Origin of the sequence: Aestuariivirga sp. (assembly GCF_044239095.1) — a bacterium.
Taxonomy (GTDB): Bacteria; Pseudomonadota; Alphaproteobacteria; order Rhizobiales; family Aestuariivirgaceae; genus Aestuariivirga.
In genome coordinates, this window is record NZ_JBIICB010000261.1 from 1 (window position 1) to 6,213 (window position 6,213).

A 6,213-nucleotide genomic window follows, 5' to 3' on the forward strand; every position below is an offset into this window, starting at 1 on the left:
AAGCGCGGGGTGGGCACGGACTTCCCGTCATCGAACACGGTGGGCCTTATGTAGAGCTTGGCCGCGGCGGGGTTGCGCCGGTTGCCCTTCTTGAGATTGGGCAGCTTCAGCGTCTCGACTTCCGCAGCACCCACGACGCGGATGGTGATGATCTCCACCATCTGGTCCGCGAAGGCATGGCCATAGACCTGCTTGTGATGGTCGTAGAAGTTCTTGATGACCTCACCGATGTTCTTGGCCGACAGTGGCGCCTTCGGCATGGCGGCGCGCAGTTCGAAGCCCTGGCCCAGGTAGCGGCATTCGGCGATCGCCGTGAAGCGGTGCTTGGAGGCGGGGATGCCGTCGGCGAGGAGCTGCTTGCCAGCGAGCTTCTTCAGCTCGTCGACGATGCGGTTGACTTCCCTAAAGTCATCGGCGCTCGCCTTGTTGGCGATAACGAGCACCGAGCGTGTAAACTCATACTGGAGATCGGTGAGCAGCAGGCCCATGGCGGCGGTGATGCCGGGGTGGAGTGGGGCCACCACGTCCTTCGCATAGATCATTTCGGCCAGGGCCACGGCATGGAGCGGGCCTGCGCCGCCGAAGCCCATCAGCGTATAGTTGCGCGGGTCGATGCCCTTGGCCACCGAGTTGCTGTTGATGGCGAGCGCCATGTTGTTGTTGATGACCTTGAGGATGCCGAGGGCTGCATCCTTGACCGAAAGCCCCAGCGGCTTGGCGATGTAGGTCTCAATCGCCTTGTGAGCGAGCTTCGCATCGATCTGCAGGTCGCCGCCGAGGAAGTGCTCGGGGTCGAGGCGTCCGAGCACCACTTGTGCATCCGTCACCGCAGGTTCCGTGCCGCCCTTGCCGTAGCAGGCAGGGCCGGGGTCGGCACCCGCCGAGCGCGGGCCAACACGGAAGGCGCCGCCCGGATCGATGTGGGCGATGGAACCGCCGCCGGCGCCGATGGCATCGATGTCGATCATCGGCACCAGCACGGGCAGTGAGGCCACCTCCGTGTCGCGCGGGTTCTTGATGCGGAGTTCGCCGTTCTGGATCACCGAGATGTCCGCCGATGTGCCGCCGATGTCAATGGTGATGACATTCTTCGTCTTGCAGGACTCACCCGTCCAGCGCCCGCCAATGGCGCCGCCGGCGGGACCGGAGAGGAGCAAGCCCACAGGGCGCTGCGAGGAGTTCTCGATGGTGGAGATGCCGCCGTTCGACTGCATGATTCGCACTGCGGCGTTGACACCATTCTCGCGCAGCCGGTCTTCCAGGCGGCGGAGATACAGCGCCGTCTTGGGGCCGATATAGGCGTTCATCGCGGCGGTCGAGAAGCGCTCATATTCGCGGATGACGTTCACGACTTCGGAGGAGCAGCAGATATAGGCATCCGGCATCACCTCCTTCACGATCTCCTTGGCGCGGAGTTCATGGCTGTTGTTAAGGAAGGAGAAGAGGAAGCAGATGATGACGGAGTGAAGCCCGCGCTGCTTAAAGAGCTGGGCGGCCTCGCGCACCTGGTCCTCGTTCAAGGGCGTCTCGATCTCGCCCAGCGGCGGCATCACGCGTTCGTCCACCACGATGCGGTTGCGGCGCTTGACCAATGGTTTCGACTGCCACGGCACGTCGAACTGGAGGGAGAAATTGTGAGGCCGCTTGTGGCGCGCCATGTGGAGAATGTCGCGGAAGCCGCGGGTGGTGATCATGCCGACCTCGGCACCCTTGCGCTCGATCACCATGTTGGTGGCAACGGTCGTGCCGTGCATCACCATGTCGATCTCGGAGGGCTTGACGCCGGCGATCTTCGCGATCTCGACCACGCCCTTGACCACGCCGACCGACTGGTCATGCGGTGTCGACGACACCTTGTGCACGAAGATCGACTGGCCGCCACGGCCCCCCGTCTTCTCGAGCACGATGTCGGTGAAGGTTCCTCCGACGTCCACGCCAACCCGGATCATCACAACCTCCTCAGAAATGCATGTTGCATACTCTGAAGCGGTTAGTGATGGTGTCAAGTCATCAGCTCATGCATTTTTTGCCGGAGTGGCGACCGGGCGGTGCGCCTGCCGTGCGACCGCCACGAAATTGCGCAAAGCCGGGCTCTGGTTGGCGCGGTTCCAGCACAGGATGGTTTCCAATCGCGTCCCGCAATCCGCGATGGGGCGCACGGCGACGCCCTCCGCGTGGAGCCGCGAGATGCTTTCTGCATACAGCGAGACGCCGAGGCCTGCCGCCACGAGCCCCAGAATGCCCAGCGTGTTGGACGGCTCATAGGCGACCCGCATGGTGAGGCCGGCCGCGCTGAAGAGATCGCCCACCAGCAGGCGGAAAAAGTCCCACTGGTCATGGCTGCCAAGGATCAGCTTCTGCGCGGACAGCTCCGCCAGCGTCACCACCGGCTGGCTTGCGAGCGCGTGGTTCTCCGGGATCAGGGCCACGAGCTGCTCGGAGGCGACGGACACCTGGTCATATTGCGGGTTCTGGAACGGGCCCAGCATGAAGCCCGCGTCGATATCGCCGCGCGAGATGGCCAGCTTCTGCGCCTGGGTGCGGAGGTAGCGGAGTTCCAGCGCCACGTCCGGAAACTGTGCGGCGAAATCGCGGATGGCCGAGGGCATGACGCCCGCCGCCGCAAAGGACATGTAGGCCAGCCGCAACCGGCCGGACTTGCCCTCCGCTGCCACGCGGGCAACCTCCCCCGCGCGGGCCAGTGACTGCATTGCGGGGGCGATCTCCTCATAGAAGACGCGGCCGGCCTCGGTGAGCACCACCTCCCGCGTGGTGCGGAAGATCAGCTGGTAGCCGAGGCCATCCTCGAGGTTCTGGATGCGGCGGCTCAAGGCCGATTGGTCGATGAACACCCGTTCCGCCGCCTTGCGGAAACTCAGCTCTTCGGCAATGGCCATGAAGGCCTGAAGGTCTCGCGAGTTGAACGGCGCCATGGTGCATTCCGGATTCTATTGTCGAAACAGCAGCATAGCAATTGATGCGGTTTTGGCATCAACAAATTTCCAGTCGGCAATGGCCTTTGTGCACGAAGCGGCATTGAATAGGACCATTCACAGGAGCGATTACCCATGGACAAGCCTCTCGACCCGGCTGAACTCGACAAGATCCTGCAGCAGGCCTTCGACGCCAGCACCAAGATCTACAAGGAGCGCGGCTTCGCCCGCCGCATCGGCTTCGGCAAGCGGCCCGCGCTGATCAGCGTGGATCTCGCCAATGCCTGGACGCGCCCCGGCAACCCCTTCACCTGCGAGAAGGTGGATGAGGAGATCATCCCCTCCATGCAGCGCCTTCTGCGCGCCTGCCGCGACAACGGCCATGTGGTGGTTCACATCACCACCGCCTACCAGTCGCCCAACCGCCAGGACCCGCACACGGATATGGGCATGTGGCACCACAAGATCCCCATCGAGGCGGTTGACCTCAAGGACGAGCACCTCTGGGCGATCGACTCCCGCATAGCACCCATCGAAGGCGAATATGTGCTGATGAAGAAGCGCGCGAGCGCCTTCAGCGGCACGCCGCTGGCGGGGTACTTGAGGAGCTGCGGCGTGGACACGATCCTCGTCACCGGTGTTACCGCCACTGCCTGCGTTCGTACCACGATCTGCGACGGACTAGCCGAAGGTTTCCGCACCATTGCCGTGCGCGAGGCCATCGGCGACCGCGTGCCGGGTGCCGTTGCGTGGAACCTCTATGACATTGACGCGAAGTTTGCGGACGTGGAGTCGACGGATACGTGTGTGGAGTATCTTAACAGCGTGAAGGGGTAAACTGCCCTTAATGTTACCTGTCTCAAAACAGCCGGGCTCGACCCGGCTATACTCTTTAGGCAGCGGCAAAAGAATGCCCGGATCAAGTCTGGGCTGAGTAGGATTGAGAGAGACTGAACATCTCTCTCGCTCCGATTTCTCTGCGCTGAGAACGATGCGCTTGAAGTCCTTGAGTTGCTGAAGAAATTTTTAATGAGGTGACGGCTTTTGTCGAGTTCCTCGTCGATTGCCAAGGGCAGGCGGCGCTGTGGCCGTTGCGAGATGATGATCTTGGCGCCTCTGGCGTTCAATACTGCGATGATCCAGTTGGAATCGAAGGCCTTGCCGGCAATCAGGCCCTCGAACTCAATGCCAGCAATCCGCGGCGCGACGCCGCCGGTGCCATAGCGCTGGCCGGGCAGCAGCACGAAGCGCACGGGATTGCCAAGCGCGCCGGTCAGGGCAAGGATTTTCGTCGTCCAGCCGCCTTTCGATCGGCCAATGGCCTGATTTTGGGTCCCCCCTTTGCGCCCTGGCGGTGGCGGTAGATCAACCTAGCCTGGCAGACGTCGTGTAAATCTCCCCTTCTGGCCGGGCGGGAACACCTGATCTGGCGTCTTTCACCGGGGGTGATGGTGTGATCCTCTCGAGGAAATGGTTCGAGGCCTTATTGATAAGGAGCGAACAGAAGGCCCTTGCATCCGAAGCAGCTACGGAGTTCAAGACGGCGGCTTAGCCGGCGCAGAAGTTAGTTACAGACATATCGGCGCCCGGTGCATCAGGATAAGTGATCCATGTTCAAGAGGCTTGTTTTTGGCGCCATTCTGATAGCCGCCGCTGTTATCTTCTGGTGGAAGACGGACGTCATTCGGATCGATGTCGTCGGACAACCTTCCCAGACGGGCGGGTTCCAGGACGAGATCGAGCAGCCATTCTTTGAAAATCTCGCGCGGGAAACCGGGCTTCCACTTTCCGTGCGTTACCGGCCCCTGGAAGCCGTTGGGCACAAAGATACTTATCAGCTGCCCATGTTGAAGGATCGCACGCTTGATCTTGTCTCGCTGAGGTTCCTGCAGAACTCTGCAGTGGAGCCGGAACTGATGGGGATCGATCTTGTCGGGCTGATCCCAGACTTCAAGACGGGCCGGGAGGTGGTCAGGGCATATGCCCCGATCATTCAAAGAGCCCTCGAGGAACGATTTAGCGCCAGATTGCTTGGTATCTGGCCCCGTGGTCCACAGGTTTTCTTTTGCCAGCGGCCAATTGCCAGGTTGCATGACCTTGCGGGAATGAAGGTGCGGATCGGAGGCGCGACATTGGCTCCGCTCATGACGGCCATCGGTGCGGTGCCAGTGTTGATACCTTTTGATGAGACCAAAGAGGCATTGAGGATTGGACTGGTCGATTGCGCAATCACCAGCTCGGCCTCTGCCAACTCTGCCGGCTGGCCTGAACACACGAAGTATTCTTACTCCTTTACCACGCAGCTTGGACTGAACGGCTATGCCATCAACCTGGCATTGTGGGGCAGGCTTTCCGCCAGCCAGCAGAAGATCTTTCAGCAGGCTTTTGACAAGCATGTCGAAACGATCTGGACATTCGCGGAACGGCTGCATGACACCAGCTCGGCCTGCAACACGGGCGGGCTCTGCGAGAATGGGAAGGCATATCACTTGGTCATGGTCACGCCCACGCCCGAGGATGTGAACACCCTGCGCGAAATCATGAAGACTTCGGCACTGGTTGAGTGGAAAACGTTATGCGAGAAAGTTGATCCGGGCTGCTCCCGGCATTGGCACGACCTGCTTGACCCCATCATTTTGGGCCCGCCGTCTGTTTCGCCCTCTGCATCGCCATGAGAAGCCAATCTCCGGCCATGCCGGCTCAGGCGTCCGATGTTCTGAAGCCAGGTGTCCGCCTCCGGCTCAAGACATGCGGCTTTCTGGCAACCTGCATTCTCGTGCTGAATTTCGCGATGGAGATTACGGCATACTACGATGGGAACATCTATCACCCTCTCGGGCTGTCGGTACTCTTGGTCATCCTTTCCACATGGTCATTTCTCGAAGCGGCTACCCTTAGCTTTCCAAAGCAGGAGCACCAGACAAGGGTGCTGCGCCTCCTCCTGATCCTTCAGATTGCTCTGGTTGCGGCAAGGACTGTACTGATCTTCTTTGGACAGGATTCCGGCGCTGACTTTCAGGAGACTCTCCCTCAATCCTCCTCCGCGGAAAGTCTTGTGTTTGTCCCCCTCTATATCGCCGTCTTCATCGCCTTGAACCAAACCATTCAAGACATTCTGTTTGGCAGCGCAAGGCTTGCGGCCGAAGGACTGCGGCAGGAAATGATCATCACTGCCCGGCTCAAGGAACGGGAGAGATTTCTGCAGGATCTTCATGACGGGCTCGGCTCCCACCTTGTGGCGGCGAAGATCCGTACCCAGAGAACGGAAGTGCCTCAGGCG

At 60.8% G+C, this 6,213-nt stretch carries 6 protein-coding genes; 4 read left to right on the top strand and 2 right to left on the bottom strand.

The window, feature by feature from the left end:
• The coding region (locus ACILRA_RS18495) for a hydantoinase/oxoprolinase family protein (protein WP_395663537.1) at positions 1–1,949 on the bottom strand (1,949 nt) is incomplete at its 3' end.
• Between the two features lie 66 nt (positions 1,950–2,015).
• Positions 2,016–2,933, bottom strand: a complete 918-nt coding sequence (locus ACILRA_RS18500) for a LysR family transcriptional regulator (protein WP_395663538.1) — start codon at positions 2,931–2,933, stop codon at positions 2,016–2,018.
• A gap of 135 nt (positions 2,934–3,068) precedes the next feature.
• Here ACILRA_RS18500 and ACILRA_RS18505 point away from each other — a divergent pair, with 135 nt between their 5' ends.
• From ACILRA_RS18505 to ACILRA_RS18520, 4 genes are all read left to right on the top strand, one after another.
• Positions 3,069–3,770: an isochorismatase family protein gene (locus tag ACILRA_RS18505; RefSeq protein ID WP_395663539.1), complete on the top strand. Its 702-nt coding sequence runs from the start codon at positions 3,069–3,071 to the stop codon at positions 3,768–3,770.
• 197 nt (positions 3,771–3,967) lie between these two features.
• On the top strand, positions 3,968–4,297 hold the full coding sequence (locus tag ACILRA_RS18510) for a hypothetical protein (protein WP_395663540.1): 330 nt from the start codon (positions 3,968–3,970) through the stop codon (positions 4,295–4,297).
• A gap of 246 nt (positions 4,298–4,543) precedes the next feature.
• On the top strand, positions 4,544–5,608 hold the full coding sequence (gene dctP, locus ACILRA_RS18515; RefSeq protein ID WP_395663541.1) for a TRAP transporter substrate-binding protein DctP: 1,065 nt from the start codon (positions 4,544–4,546) through the stop codon (positions 5,606–5,608).
• A gap of 17 nt (positions 5,609–5,625) precedes the next feature.
• Positions 5,626–6,213: hypothetical protein (locus tag ACILRA_RS18520; protein ID WP_395663542.1), on the top strand; the 588-nt coding region annotated here is incomplete at its 3' end.